Here is a 14,322-nt window from a genome sequence, read left to right on the forward strand (position 1 = left end):
GGTCGAGCAGTTTTTTAGTCTTTTGTTTTAGAGGGTACGATTTAAGCTGTTCGCTCCTATTGTTATGGTTGGGTTATATCTAATGTCTGAATTAGAGTTGAATAAAATTGCTGGTTTGACGGTGATCCGTCCGGGCGTTGATAAAAAACTACCCCGCGAACTTATTGTCCAGTCACTGCCCCGCGCGATAACGCAAGCGCCGATGAGCCGTCTGTTGTCGCTGGACATTGCAAGTCCGCAATTCCCCGATTGGTATCTGGAAATGTCCAGCACCCATCGGCAACTGCTCAAAAAGCTGATTGACGTGCGCTGGCGGTTGCAAGACAAGGTGGACGCTTCCCTGAAAGACCTGGAGCACGACATACAGGCGTTTGCCAAGCCTTTGCTGGCCGAGGCGATCCGCTTGAATTTCAACTCAAGTGCCGACGTCAGCAAGCTGACGCTGAAGCTGTATGTGCCGGACACGATTCTCAAGTTCATCGACGGGGGCGCCAGTTATCAGCGCAATTACTCGCTGCTGGAAGCCGCATTGCATAACTTTGAAGCCTCCGAAACCGCTGAGGATTATTTCAGGACGGGCTCCGGTGTGTATTCGACGGATGCCAGAGGGGAGTTGCAGCTTGAAAGCACCATGACTGTCGAGAAAGTTACCACCTTATGTCGGACCCTGGACGTGGGTGCGAAGTATCAAGCCCATATAAAAAATATCCTGATACCGCCCGGCTTTAACGCCAGGAAGTTATTGGAACGGGATTTGTTGGCGGCGGAAAAAGCCAGTTTCAATCTGGCGGCGCTGATGGCGTACGTTAAAAAAGACATCAGCATGAATTCATATAACATCCTTCAGCGGGTGCACGATGGCGAGCGTGGAATCAACTTCCATGGCCAGCCGCTGCACCCGCATCGGTTAACGCTGATGGGCTTTCCGTTGCACGGCATCGTGCTGTTCAGCGCCGTCAGCCAGCCGTCCAGGCTGAAATTGCTGGTCGACGCATTGACGGCGGATGAAATTAAATTCTTGAGCGATTTTTCGCATCGCGCGCCAGTGATGCCAGGAGATCATTACGGGAAGTTCAAACTGCTGTTGTCGTTTTTCACCAATGGTCCTTCCGGCGTCCAGGAGGACATGATGCGTCGCGAGGACCTTTATCAGCAAAGCCGTCTCGACGGACCGCTGATTGCCTACGTGCCAGACGATCCGCTGCACCCCTTGAAAGAGTACAACTCCCTTGCCGACTTCATGAAGGGACTGCTCGGCCAGCTTCGCGGTAAGCCCTATCAGGAGTATTTCAGCCGTTTCGTGAGGCAAAAGGACAAAGGAAAGTTCTTCGCGCGGGTCAACGAGCGCTTGTCGCGTGTCGTCTGGCAGCAACGCGAGCCGTTGGACATGGGCCCCTGGTGGCGGGAAACCGCGCTTGAAAACCCCAATGCCGAGCCTATCACCAACCTGATTGCCGATGACGTGTGGCAGTGGCTGTGTGTCGACAAACGCGACAAAGCCATTGCCGATGCGCGGGTCATCGCGGTGCCGACAGGGGACGAGGATGAGGCCGCACGGTGGAAGCGCCTGAGTTCTTATCTGAACATCGGCTGGAACGTGTTCAACTTTGTCGGAATGTTGGTGCCCGTGCTGGGGGAAGTCCTGCTGGGGGTGATGGTTGCGCAAATCGTCGATGAGCTGGTGGAAGGCATCGAAGACTGGAGCAAAGGGGATCGGGAAGAGGCCGCGTCTCACATCAACAGTGTGTTGATCAATTCTGCCCAGTTGGCGCTGATGGGGGTCGGTCACGTCCTGCCTCGGGGAGTCAGGGCGATCAAACCCAGCCCCCTGATGGACCGTCTCAAACCGGTGGAGATGCCCGACGGCAAGACCCGCCTGTGGAAACCCGACGTTGCACCTTATGCGCAGCGGGTAGAACTGCCCGCCAATGCCAAACCCAATGCCATCGGCCTGATTGAGCAGGACGCCAAGCAATGGCTGCCCATGGAGGACAAGCACTACGAGGTGAGCCAGGACCCCGCGACCGGTCAGCATCGGCTGGAACACCCGGAGCGCCCCACGGCCTACAAACCGCGGGTGGAACACAACGACGCCGGCGCCTGGAAGGTCGAAACCGAGCAACCGCTGGAATGGGACGCGGAGGGGGTGATGCGGCGCATGAACAGCCGACTCGCCAACCACTCCGCGCAAACGCTGGCCAAGATTCAGCGAGTGAGCGGTGTTCATGAAAACGTGCTGCGCAGGCTGCATGTCGAACATGAAGCCCCACCCGCGTTGCTGCGCGATACCGTCACCCGTTTCGACGTCTACGGCGAGGCGGAACGGGTGCCGCAGCAAATCCTGGCCAATCAGGTGCCGGACGAGATGATCGGCATTGAAGCGGCCGCCATGGTCGAATTGCCGCGCTGGCCCGAGCGTCGCGCCATTGAAGTGTTTCAGGCAGAGAATCGCACCGGACCTTCGGTCAGACACGGCAATGCAATGGCCACTGACCCGATGACGATCAAGATCAGCCATTCCGAGCTGGCGGCCGGGAAACTGCCGGAGCGGGTGCTTGAGTCGTTGAATGAAGCCGAAACTCGCAACCTGCTGGGCCATGAGGTCGCACTCGATAAACCGACGCGTATCCAAACGCTACACCAGCAGATGGCCATGCAGGCAGGCAAACAGAAAAAAAGCCTGTTCGAAGCACTTTATAAAAAGCGCGACGTTTCCAGCGATCCTCGTGTGCAGCGAGTGCTCAATGAGGTTCCGGAGCTGCCGGCCAGCGCAGCTCAGGAACTGCTGGAACAGGCCGAACCGGAAGATCTGCGACACCTGACCGAAAAACAGCGCCTCTCGCTGCGTTTGCGCCAACAGGCCCGACACCTGCGCGACCGGGTGCGGTTGAACCGTGCGTATGAGGGCCTCTATCTTGAGGAACTGGCCGGTGCCGACTCGCGCAGACTCGAGCTGGGCTCGCTGGCCAACCTGCCAGGTTGGTCCGACCAGGTGCGCATCGAAATTCGCGAGCTGGGATTCGACGGGAAGCTGCATGCCAGCGTGGGGCCGGAAGATGCGCCCATCCGCAAAGTACTGATTCTCGACGAGGACGGGCGCTACCAGACGCGGGACGCCGAAGATGAGCACCTGCACGGTACCGATGAGTTCTACGCTTCAGTCTTGCACGCCTTGCCGGATGCGCAGCGTGACGCGCTGGGGTATGGCATTCACGATGGCGCACGACTCAAGGCTGATGTACATCGCTCACCCCTGAGCCATGATCAGCTCGCCCCGACATTGCTTGAGCATCCGATTCGTAAGCCGACTTACGACCCGCAAACCATGAAGCTGCTCGGGGGTATGGACGGTTACCAACGCACTGCAGGGGAAAGTACTGCACGGCTTCGCGTGCGTAACCTTTATCCAACGCTCACCGATACAGAACTCGATACGTTCATCGAGGCCCTGCGCCAGCGAAACATATCGCTGGGCCCACAGATTAATGCGCTTGAGATCGAATTCGACCAAATGGTTTCAACGCTGGACCGGTGGGTGAACGGACCAACCCGGGATTTTCGTATCAGTCCCAGTGGCGTTGCCGAGTGGAGCGCCAGGAACACCATCGCCGCAAAGATCAGGCAGTGTTGGCAGCGCACCGGCCCCAGACACATCGATGCGTATGGGAACGTTCTTGGTCAGACACTGGACCTGAGTAACTTCAATTTGCACCTGCACATCGATCGCATGCCCAAGCTGGAGGCCAACTTCGATCACGTCACGCGTCTGTGGTTACGCAACACAGGGTTATCAAATATCGAGCAACCGTTTCTTGAGTCCTTTCGCAACGTGCAAACGCTGGACGTGGCGCGTAATTCCCTGACGGCGCTGCCGCAGAGTATTACCCAGATGCCGCACTTGACCGACCTGGACCTCACGAGAAACCGAATCGTGCTGCGGCCCGCGGACGTCGCAATGCTCAGGAACCGTACTCGACTGACGTCTTTAAGTCTGGCTGACAACCCGCTGGGGTTGTTGCCGAACATCAGTCGCATGCCCGATTTGCATACCCTGATATTGTCGGGCACAGGGGCCACTACCTGGCCGCCTGGGACGTTTACCTGGCCACGGTTTCGGCATTTTTTCCTGGATCTGCGCAACAACCCGTTGACGGAGATTCCGCAGGTGGGTCGGGGGACATGGGATGCCGAGCTGTTGGGGCGTACGTGGCTCAGCCGCGAACCCAGATGGATGTCAGCTGAAAACCTGGAAATTCTCAAAGACTATGTTCGGTCGGCGGGCATGGATCCTGATCGTGCGTACCCGCCCCGAGGTGTGCGCTCCAGCATCCATTGGGAGGCAGGCATGAGCCGGCCTGAGTGGGTAGCGAAGCAAGAGCTCTGGAACGAGGTTGAGGATGAATTCAATTCGCTCGATTTTTTCGAAGAGATCGAAATCCTTACCCGGTCTAAAGACTTCACCGCCAGCAGCGCCTATCGGGCCGATTTGACGGCCAAGGTTTGGCGAATGCTGGAGACCATGGCTGAGGACGCCTCATTGAGGGAAAAGTTTTTCAGGGAGGCCAACGCACGATCCAGCTGCGTCGACGGTGCTACACAGCTTTTCAACGTCCTGGGTGTGGATGTGCTGGTTCAAGAAGCGAAAAAACTGGGCCACAACGGTTTGATCGAAGCTGAGCTGGTGAGCCTGGCAAAAGGCAAGTCACGGCTGGACGAGCTTGGGAGAATCGCCAGGCGTCATATCGAGGCCCGAGAGGCGGCGGGGGAGCGATACAGACGTGAAAATGCCGCCGGTGATATCACCGGAACGATTGATGAGGTCGAGGTTCACCTGGCCTTTATGACGGATCTGGCAGAACGGCTGGACCTGCCATGGCAGGCCCGCGGCATGCAGTTTCGCAATATGGCAGGCGTCACCAGTGAAATGATCGAAGATGCCTATCAGAGGATTCTGGGGCTGGAGGAGGGCAATTTGCTGCGTGATTCGATTGCCGAGCAGCCATTCTGGAATTCTTTTGTCGAGAGTTCCAACCGGGCACGCTTCCGAGCTATCGATCGCAAGACAGTTGCCACGACCAAGTTCAAGGAAGCCCTGGATGCAAGAGCGCGCAGCGCGAACTTGTCACCGGAGGAGAAAGCCGGATTGAAAGAGCAAATCCGCGTCCTCGCCGCTGAACTCGGCCAGCCGGAAAGTGCTATCGCTCTGGGCCAGGTCATGACGGACGAGACCTATGAACAAGAGCTGGCCTTGATTAGAGGCGAGCGTGAAGCCTTGTTGCTGCAATTGACTCAGAACGCCATGGATCGGGCCAAATTGAATCGGGTGGAGATACCTTTCACGGTCGACGCGGGCAACTGATCACTGCACGTTCAGCCTCAATGCGAAGGCGTCATGCTTCGCATTGAGGACGTTGATGCGATCCGATAAACAATATATTTGAGGGTTATCTGATGACTACGTTGCAAGGAAGCAACGGTGCCGATCATTCGGCGTCACTGACTGCTGAAGAACACGGACCCAATACCGACATCATAAAAAATGCCATTCCGGACTGGCTGATCAAGGCCACCCCCGAGCGGCGCGCAGTATTACGAGCCACCTCTTTGGAGGTTCCGCCCTGGTACGCGAACGCTTCGACCGAGCAGCGCCAGGAAATGAAGCGCCTGACCGAGGCGAGCCTCAGCTCGCAGAATGCGCTGGACACTATCATGAGCCGCGTGGACGAGCTCAAGGCGTTTGCCGAACCGTTGTTGATCAAGGCCTTGGCCGAACAGTACAACGTGCACCTGGACGTCAAGACAACCTTCCTGAGGCTCAATAAACCATTGGCGCTGGGAGCTTTCAACGTCAAGGTCAGCACCTTTGAGGTGATGACCTTGTCGCTGCTGGACGCGGCCCTGCATAACTTCGAAGCGTTCGAGTGCAAAGCCTTGGCGTTCGATGCTTCGTCGGGTTTCGGGATCAAAGCGAACCCCGGCGCAAGCTTTGAGCCGATCGTAACCCCGTTGACGGTCGAGCGTTTTACCACCCTGTGCCGAACGCTGGATATCGGACAAAAATATCAGGACCACCTCACATCAATCCTGAAGCCTGACGAACCTGGCGCCGAGGCTGTGTTGTCAACCACGTATATCGCGTGCCAGAAGGCCGCGTTGCACTCGGCCGCCAATATAGCGCTGGTCAAAAAGGACATTGACCAGAACGATTACAAGATCATTCTCTCGGCGATAGCCGGCGATCAAAAAATCATGAATGGCAACACCCCGGTCTGGTTCTGGGAACCCAGGGTGATGGGCCGCAGACTCACCGGTTGCCTGGCCTTCTCGACGATCAAAAAGTACACCTATGGGATTGATGAGATCATTCTTTACATTCCTCACGATCCTGAACATCCGTTGAAGAAATACCGGGACGTGAAGGCCATGGAGGAGCAATGGACCCGACGGTTGCTGGCACCGGACACGTCGGCCGAGAACATCGATGGCCGTCCAACCCGCTATCAACAGTTTCTGAGTCAGTTCATTGACTACAAGGACCGTCCCGATTTTTTCAATCGCTTCACACAGAAAGTCGCTGACGCGCCTGCCGATCCGTTGGCTGTGGTTCGGCCACCGATCGTCTCCGATTTTGTTCTTCCTATAGTGGCAGGATCGTGGGGCTCCCTGCTGCTGCCCAATGAACTTCCCCCCGCAAAAACGGCGCCGCGTGAGCCACTGACCGAGCTGGATATGCGTGTGAGCTATGGCAGCCGTGAAGGGCTGTGGGCCGAGAACGGTGATCTGTGGGCGCAGTGTTATCAACGGTCGCGGGACAAGCTCTTTTCCGACGCTCGCAGCCAGGCGGTGCCGACCGCCGATGCTGACGCCAAGACCCGTGCCGACCGGATCGCGCATCTGCTTGAGGGCGCAATGGCGCTGCTCAACGGGGTCTCGATGTTCGTGCCTGTATTGGGCGAAGTCATGCTCGCGGTGATGGCGGGCCAACTGATGTATGAAACGCTGGAGGGCGCCGTCGAGTGGGGCGAAGGCGATCGCGAAGCGGCCTGGGGCCATCTGATCGATGTAGCGGAGAACCTTGCCCTGATGGGGGTGATGGCCGTTGGGGGGCGGGTGCTGAAAGGGGTGAAGGCCTCTCCCTTTGTCGACAGCCTGAAACCGGTTCGGCTGCCGGATGGCACAACCCGACTGTGGAAGCCCGACCTGACGCCGTATCAGGCAAAAGTCCGGCTGCCGGTGGGCTCGGCGCCGAACGAACTGGGCTTGCACACGGTGGCCGGTCAGGACGTGTTGCCACTGGCCGATCAGCTCTATGTGGTCAAGCAAGACCCGCTGTCGGGTGAGCGACGGATCCAGCACCCCGATCGCCCCGACGCCTACACCCCGGTGGTCGAGGACAATGGCGCAGGCGCCTGGGCTCATGAAGGTGAAGAACCACTGGCCTGGGAAGGTCCGACGTTGATGCGGCGACTGGGTTACTCCACCAACGCTTTCAGCGATTCGCAACTGGAGCAGATTCGCCTGACAAGCGGTGTCGAGCATGATCAATTGCGGCGCACCCATGTCGACCAGGAACCGCCCTCGGCGCTGCTGGCCGATTCGCTCACCCGCTTTCGCATCGATCAGGACATCGAGACCTTCAAGAAACAGATCAGCAGTGACGATCGATACGAATTTTCCAAGGCTGACCCGCGCTTGCAGTTGCAGATCATACGCGCGCAAGGCCTGCTACCCGACACCCCGCCATTGCGGGTGATGGACCGCCAGTCGAACGTGTTCTGGGAGGACCCGCTGCCGTCCGACGCATCCTCCAGGCGAGTGGACATCGTGCTGACCGATCAGGAATTGGCCCACGGCCAGTTGCGTGACGTGCTGCTGGAAGTCCTTGAGATGGAAGGTGTCGACCTCACCCACGTAGCGGGTGGGCCGGGTTCCTCGATAGGGAGCCGAGCCGCGGCATTGCGCAAGGAGATCGCCCATGCGGCGAACAACCGAAAGACCACGTTGTTCGAGTCTCTCTATCGAGCGCAAGACACCACCACCAACCCTGCCGAGCAACGGATCAGGTATTTCTTTCCCGAGTTGCCCGCTGTCGTCGCAGGACGAATCGTCGAGGGCATGAGCGCCGAGCAACTGAGCGAAATCGGTAAACCCGGGCCGTTGCCGCAAAGTATCTATGAGCAAGCTCGTTGGTGTCAGCAGGAAGTACGCGTGGCACGGGCGTATGAAGGGTTCTATCTGGATGCATCCGCCCGCCTGGACAGCGAACGGCTGGCGCTTCACAGCCTGGAGGATCTGCCGGGCTGGCCTACGGGCATCCGTGTCGAACTGCGTGAATACTCGGCGACGGGGCGCTTGCTGGACTCGATCGGAGGTGAGGATGCGTCGGTGCGCAAGGTTGTGGTGTTCGGCGAAAACGGCCTCTATGGAGAGCAGCCTTCGGCAGATATCTACTGGGCGGTGTTGCAGGCGCTGTCGCCTGACGAGCGCGTGTCGCTGGGGTTCACCGCGCAAGAGGCGTCACGGCTCAAGCAAGCGGTGCAACAACGACCCATGAATCGCGAGGCGTTCAGGACGGCATTGCTGAAGCATCGTGAGTTGCGACCCAGTTTCGCGCCAGGCGTCAAACTATTGGGCGGGGCGGGTTACTCGTTGCCAACCCGGCAGGAGATCGCCAGTTTCTTTCGCGCCAACCGGGCACGGGTTCGCAAGTTGTATCCCGATTTCAAGGACACCGATATAGAGGCGTTTCTGCAATCGCTGGGGGCCGACCCGCGAGATTCATTGAGGCGACTTGAAGCCGAGTATGTCACCTTGAAACGTGAGCTCAAGACCTGGGTCCATGAGCACCGCTTGCCAGATTCGCAGAGAGGAACAACGGCTCACACCGAGGTAGCCAACCTTCTCAAGCGCTGCTGGCGCCGACAGACAGCGGCAAGGCTGAGAATCGACAGCGATGTAGAACTGCCGGCGTTAAGCGCCAGTTTCAGTCATGTCGAGGCGCTTGAACTCAAGGGCCCATGGTTCAAGGAGACGCCTGACTCGTTCCTCAAGGGGTTTGACAACCTCAAACGATTGACCATTAGCCGAGGTCGGACGCGTCTCACCTCCGTGCCCGACATCATCGGCCAGATGCACGGCCTGACCCATCTGGATCTCAGCGTGAACGCTATCGTGTTGACCGAGCACAGCGCCAGCATGCTTGGCGGGTTGAGTACCCTTGAAGTGCTTAAGTTGCACTTCAATCCGCTCGGTCGATTACCGGATTTCAGCGCTATGCCCCGGTTGAGGGAAGTTGACTTGAGTTGGACGGGCATCGACCAATGGCCTGAAGGTTTGCGTGACCAACCTGGCTTGCGCAGTGTGGATTTACGCGACAACCAGTTACGCAGTGTGCCAGAAGCATTTCTATCCCCGCCTGACGATCAGGTCGAGGCGGTCGCCAGGGTCAATCGGGTCACGCTGTTGGAGGGCAATCCATTCTCCCGGGCGAGTGCGCTTCGGCTCTGGGACTATCGACAGCAGTTGTTACAGGCACGTCCCGAGCTGTGGGAAAGTGGGCTCGAGGGTGCCTTTGAAGTGAACCCACCCTTGTATCGTCGATATCGCCAGTTGTACCCCGACACAACGTTTGGCCAGACCGAGGCGTTTTTTCGCGGTTTTGCCTCCGAGGGTGCAATCGAATTGCTGGTCAGCGGGCGTGAAGCAGAGCAGGCCAGGCTGGACAGTCAGTTGTCCGAGTGGGCGTACTCGGGCGAGCAGCAGGGGCGATATGTACATGTAAACAATAGAGCCAATCGCAATTTCAGGGATCATCGTTACCTGGCCGCCGAGCGCATTCGCAGCTGCTGGCAACTGCGCACCCCCCAGGTGCTTGCTCGTGACGGCAGCCCGATTGGCATTGAACTGGACCTCAGTGGTCTGGGGTTACCGAACCTGCCGGAACTGGATGCCGATTTCAGTCATGTCGGCTCCCTTAACTTGAGCAACATGGGGCTGACCGTCACGCCGGAAGCGTTCTTGCGACGCAACCGTGGTGTTCGCTGGCTCGATCTGTCGGGAAACCGGCTGACAGAAGTCCCCCAGGCACTGGGTGAAATGGAGGGATTGACGCGTTTGTTTTTGCAGCACAACCGCATTCGCCTGACCCCTGAAACGGCTCAAGTCCTGGCAGGGAGGACGACGCTGCGAGCCTTGAGTCTGTTTGACAACCCTTTGGGCATAACGCCTGACTTCAGTCAGATGGTGGATTTGCGCAGCCTGTCGCTCGGATCGACCGGTATTGAAACCTGGCCAACCGGGCTCGCCGAACAACCTGCGCTGGACGTCATCGACCTGAGTCACAACCGGCTCGTCACAATCCCGGACAGTGTCATCGCGCCGCCCGCTGAACACCTGGAGCAGGCAGCCCGCCTAAACAACGTCACTCACATTCAGGGCAACCCGTTTTCGACACAGGCCCAGCGTCAACTGGATGAGTATTGGGCACGCCTTGTACGTGAACGCCCCTATTTGTGGGCGGAGCTTCGACAACAACCGCGAGTTTTCGAATATCAGGCGCCTGGAGTGCCAGGTGCAGGTCAGGGCGGGGCAGCGGGTGTCGCGGCTGATGGGCAAGCCGCTCTGCAGCGTTGGATCCTGGGCCTGCCGGCGGATCAAGCGGCGCTCAGGAAAACCCAGTGGGACAAACTCTACAGTCTGGAAGAGTCAACGCTGTTCTTTAAAGTACTGGCCGACCTGGAGCCTGCTGGCGCCGGCGCCATGGACCTGCAGCAACGTGTGTGGGAGGTGATCGATTCCCTCTCTGAACCCAACGCAGAGTCCGAGCAACTGCGTAAAGACATGTTCGAGTGGGCGGCAAGACCGGCCTGTTGTGATCGCGCCGCCTTGTCGTTCAGCAATCTGGAAGTCATGGCCATGGTCTACCGGGCTGGCCGCCTGGCACAGGAGGGGCAGCAAGGCGCTGTGCTCCTGAAATTATCCAGAGGGCTGTTTCGTCTGGATAACGTTGAAAGGATCGCGCTGGCCGATATCGGCCGACGTACAGCGGCGATCAATGCCACAGAAGGCCTGACCTCGGCTCAAAAGGCACAGCGAATTGCGTTGCTGGAAGAGGTCGAGATCAAGCTGGCTTATCGCTTTGGTCTCAAGGATCGGCTTGGCTTGCCTGGTCAACCCCAGCGTGTGCGGTTTATTCGTCTGGGCGATGTTTCGAGCGAAATGCTCGACAGTGCGCAAGCTCAGGTTCTGGCACTGGACAACTCTCCCGAGGAGATCCAGGCGCTGGTGGAGCGCGGATTCTGGAAGCGTTATCTGGCCAGTAAATACCAGGCGCAATTCGAGGCTCGGCAGGCGCCTTACCTCGAGCGTCAACTCAGTCTGTACCAGGCGCATGCCGCGCAAGAGCTTTCGCAAGCTGCGTATGAGCAGAAATCGTTGGATCTGGATGCCCAGCTGCAGATCGAGGAAGCGGCGCTGGTCCAGGAACTGACCCATCAAGAGCTGGCGCAGACCCCCTTCTGATCAATCACTGAGCCACCCAAAAAAGGCAAAAAGCCCCAAGTACGCGGTATGCACTTGGGGCTTTTTTTATGCGGAAGACGGGTCAGAACAGAAAGTAACGCTGAGCCATCGGCAGCACATCCGCCGGTTCACACCACAGCAAAACCCCATCGGCCTTGACCTGATAAGTCTGTGGATCGACATCTATGTTCGGCAGGTAGTCGTTGTGGATCAGGTCGGTTTTCTGCACCTCGCGGCAACCTTTGACCACGGCGATTTTCTTCTTCAAACCCAGGGCTTCGGGAAGGCCTGCCTCCTGTGCTGCCTGGCTGATGAAGGTCAGGCTGGTGGCATGCAGCGAGCCCCCGTAACTGGCGAACATCGGGCGGTAGTGCACCGGTTGCGGCGTCGGGATCGAGGCATTGGCGTCGCCCATCAGGCTGGCGGCAATCGCGCCGCCCTTGAGGATCAGCGTCGGTTTCACGCCGAAGAACGCCGGGCGCCAGAGCACCAGGTCGGCCCATTTACCGACTTCGATAGAGCCCACTTCATGGCTGATGCCGTGGGTGATGGCCGGGTTGATGGTGTATTTGGCGATGTAGCGTTTGGCGCGGAAGTTGTCGTTGCCCTCGCCGTCACCGGGCAATGGGCCGCGCTGTTTTTTCATCTTGTCGGCGGTCTGCCAGGTACGCGTGATCACTTCGCCAACGCGGCCCATGGCCTGGCTGTCGGAGCTGATCATCGAGAACGCGCCGAGGTCGTGGAGGATGTCTTCGGCGGCGATGGTTTCGCGGCGGATGCGGCTTTCGGCGAAGGCCACGTCTTCGGCAATACTCGGGTCCAGGTGATGGCAGACCATCAGCATGTCGAGGTGTTCGTCGATGGTGTTGCGGGTGAACGGCCGGGTCGGGTTGGTGGAACTCGGCAGCACGTTGGCAAAGCCGCAGGCCTTGATGATATCCGGAGCATGACCGCCGCCTGCACCTTCGGTGTGATAGGTGTGGATGGTGCGGCCCTTGAAGGCGGCGAGGGTGGTTTCGACGAATCCCGATTCGTTGAGCGTGTCGGTGTGAATCGCCACTTGTACATCGTACTGGTCGGCGACGTTCAGGCAGTTGTCGATGCTGGCCGGGGTGGTGCCCCAGTCTTCGTGCAGCTTCAGGCCGATGGCCCCGGCCTTGACCTGCTCGATCAACGGCTCCGGCAGGCTGGCGTTGCCCTTGCCGGTGAAACCGATGTTCATCGGGAACGCATCGGCGGCCTGGAGCATGCGCGCCAGGTGCCACGGTCCGGACGTGCAGGTGGTTGCATTGGTGCCCGTGGCCGGGCCGGTACCGCCGCCGATCATGGTGGTGACGCCGCTCATCAATGCTTCTTCGATCTGCTGCGGGCAAATGAAATGGATGTGCGTGTCGATGCCGCCCGCGGTGAGGATCATGCCTTCACCGGCGATGACTTCGGTGCTGGCACCGACCGCGATGGTGACGTTCGGCTGGATGTCCGGGTTACCGGCCTTGCCGATGGCGGCGATGCGGCCGTCCTTGAGGCCGACGTCGGCCTTGACGATGCCCCAGTGGTCGATGATCAGTGCGTTGGTGATCAGGGTGTCGACGACCTCGGCAGCGAGTAATTGGCTTTGGCCCTGGCCGTCACGGATGACTTTGCCGCCGCCGAATTTCACTTCTTCGCCGTAGGTGGTGAAGTCTTTCTCGACTTCGATCCACAGCTCGGTGTCGGCCAGGCGGACCTTGTCACCGACGGTGGGACCGAACATGTCGGCGTAGGCTTGTCTTGAGATTTTCATGCGCATGCCTTGGGATTCAATTAATTTTGAGACCGCTCGCGTAGCTCGCTATCGCAGCCTCGCTTCGCTCGACAGCTCCTACAGGTGTTCACTCAAGTTTCCGATTGCTCTCGCCCCCTGTAGGAGCTGTCGAGTGAAACGAGGCTGCGATCTTTTCGAAGCACCGCAGAAATCAGTCGAGGTCACCCATGATCCGCCCGGCAAACCCGAACACCCGACGGTGTCCGGCAAGGTCTACCAACTCGACCTCACGGCTCTGTCCCGGCTCGAAGCGCACGGCGGTGCCGGCGGGGATGTTCAGGCGCATGCCGCGGCTGGCGGCGCGGTCGAAGGTCAGGGCGTCGTTGGTTTCGAAGAAGTGGTAATGCGAGCCGACCTGGATCGGGCGGTCGCCGCTGTTGGCCACCTTCAGGCTGAGGGTGCGGCGTCCAACGTTGAGTTCGATGTCACCGGGCTGGATCTGGTATTCACCGGGAATCATCAATGGGCTCCTTGGAGAATCTTGTAGTAGAGAGCGGTCGGTTTGTAGCGACCGCTCGGGTCGCAGGCATAGTCGGGGATTTCACCCGCGCGGGTGTAACCCAGGGCCTTGTAGAAGTCTTCGGCGGGAGAGCCGGCCTCGGTGTCCAGGTAGAGCATGCCGCGCTTGTGCTGGAGGGCGGCCGTTTCCAGCGCACTCATCAACTGCTGCCCCAGACCCCGGCGACGCGCATGTTCACGCACCAACAGTTTTTGCACTTCGGCGCGGTTCAGGCCATTGGCCTTCTGGCACAGGGTCAGTTGCACACTGGCCTGCACTTGCTCGTCCTTGACCACCACCCACAGCAGCACGTTGCCCTTGTTCAGGTTCTCCTGGACATCATCGAAATAGGCTCGGGCCTGGGTGGCGTCCAGATTGGCCATGAACCCGACGCTGGCGCCATAGCCGACGGCGTCGAGCAGCAGATCAATCAAACCCTGACGATAGTGCGCAAAGCTTTCAACATTGACGCGGCGTAGTTGGGCGGCGTTCATGGGCA

At 58.9% G+C, this 14,322-nt stretch carries 5 protein-coding genes; 2 read left to right on the plus strand and 3 right to left on the minus strand.

All coding sequences use genetic code 11. The features are described from left to right. Positions 1-202: 202 nt before the first annotated feature. Both WLY71_RS12185 and WLY71_RS12190 read left to right on the plus strand, forming a co-directional pair. Positions 203-5,359, plus strand: coding sequence for an NEL-type E3 ubiquitin ligase domain-containing protein (locus WLY71_RS12185; protein WP_347803741.1), 5,157 nt, complete (start codon positions 203-205; stop codon positions 5,357-5,359). Between the two features lie 92 nt (positions 5,360-5,451). Beyond that, a complete protein-coding gene (locus tag WLY71_RS12190) occupies positions 5,452-11,520 on the plus strand; it encodes an NEL-type E3 ubiquitin ligase domain-containing protein (RefSeq protein ID WP_347803742.1) in 6,069 nt (2,022 codons plus the stop codon). An 82-nt stretch (positions 11,521-11,602) separates the two neighbouring features. On the opposite strand, the gene ureC is transcribed toward WLY71_RS12190, so the two are convergent. The 3 genes from ureC to WLY71_RS12205 form a co-directional block, all read right to left on the minus strand. After that, on the minus strand, positions 11,603-13,303 hold the full coding sequence (ureC, locus tag WLY71_RS12195; protein WP_347803743.1) for an urease subunit alpha: 1,701 nt from the start codon (positions 13,301-13,303) through the stop codon (positions 11,603-11,605). A 172-nt stretch (positions 13,304-13,475) separates the two neighbouring features. Continuing rightward, positions 13,476-13,784 (minus strand): urease subunit beta, encoded by a 309-nt coding sequence (locus tag WLY71_RS12200; protein ID WP_008011171.1) that lies wholly within the window; start codon positions 13,782-13,784, stop codon positions 13,476-13,478. Then, entirely contained in the window at positions 13,784-14,317 is a 534-nt protein-coding gene (locus WLY71_RS12205; RefSeq protein ID WP_095127352.1) for a GNAT family N-acetyltransferase, read from the minus strand. The genes WLY71_RS12200 and WLY71_RS12205 overlap by 1 nt, the downstream gene beginning before the upstream one ends. Positions 14,318-14,322 lie beyond the last annotated feature (5 nt).

The organism is Pseudomonas rossensis (assembly GCF_039888995.1).
Taxonomy (GTDB): domain Bacteria; phylum Pseudomonadota; class Gammaproteobacteria; order Pseudomonadales; family Pseudomonadaceae; genus Aquipseudomonas; species Aquipseudomonas rossensis.

Coding starts and splice junctions, on each gene's coding strand:
- ureC (WP_347803743.1), bottom strand. CDS start 13,303: ATGAAAATCTCAAGACAAGCCTACGCCGACATGTTCGGTCCCACCGTC.
- WLY71_RS12205 (WP_095127352.1), bottom strand. CDS start 14,317: ATGAACGCCGCCCAACTACGCCGCGTCAATGTTGAAAGCTTTGCGCAC.
- WLY71_RS12190 (WP_347803742.1), top strand. CDS start 5,452: ATGACTACGTTGCAAGGAAGCAACGGTGCCGATCATTCGGCGTCACTG.
- WLY71_RS12185 (WP_347803741.1), top strand. CDS start 203: ATGAGCCGTCTGTTGTCGCTGGACATTGCAAGTCCGCAATTCCCCGAT.
- WLY71_RS12200 (WP_008011171.1), bottom strand. CDS start 13,784: ATGATTCCCGGTGAATACCAGATCCAGCCCGGTGACATCGAACTCAAC.